Annotated in this window: 1 pseudogene; it reads left to right on the top strand. The window is 72.4% G+C overall.

The features are described 5' to 3' along the window. Positions 1 to 243: pseudogene (inhA, locus tag F6S12_RS33500) on the top strand (isonitrile hydratase); the annotation flags it as partial.

Raw genomic sequence — 243 nt, 5'->3', positions numbered from 1 at the left:
GCTGGTGCTGCAGGCCACCACAAGCTTCGCCGACTGCCCGCCGCTGGATGTGATCTGCATCCCCGGCGGTACCGGGGTCGGGGCGCTGATGGAAGACCCGCAGGCCCTGGCGTTCATCCGCCAGCAGGCCGCCCGGGCGCGCTACGTGACCTCGGTGTGCACCGGCTCCTTGGTGCTCGGCGCCGCGGGCCTGCTCCAGGGCAAGCGCGCCACCACCCACTGGGCCTACCACGAACTGCTGGC

The organism is Pseudomonas sp. JV245A (assembly GCF_032424515.1).
Lineage (GTDB): Bacteria > Pseudomonadota > Gammaproteobacteria > Pseudomonadales > Pseudomonadaceae > Aquipseudomonas > Aquipseudomonas protegens.
Note: the sequence above shows the minus strand (reverse complement) of the source record. Positions and strands in the feature narration are given on the sequence as shown.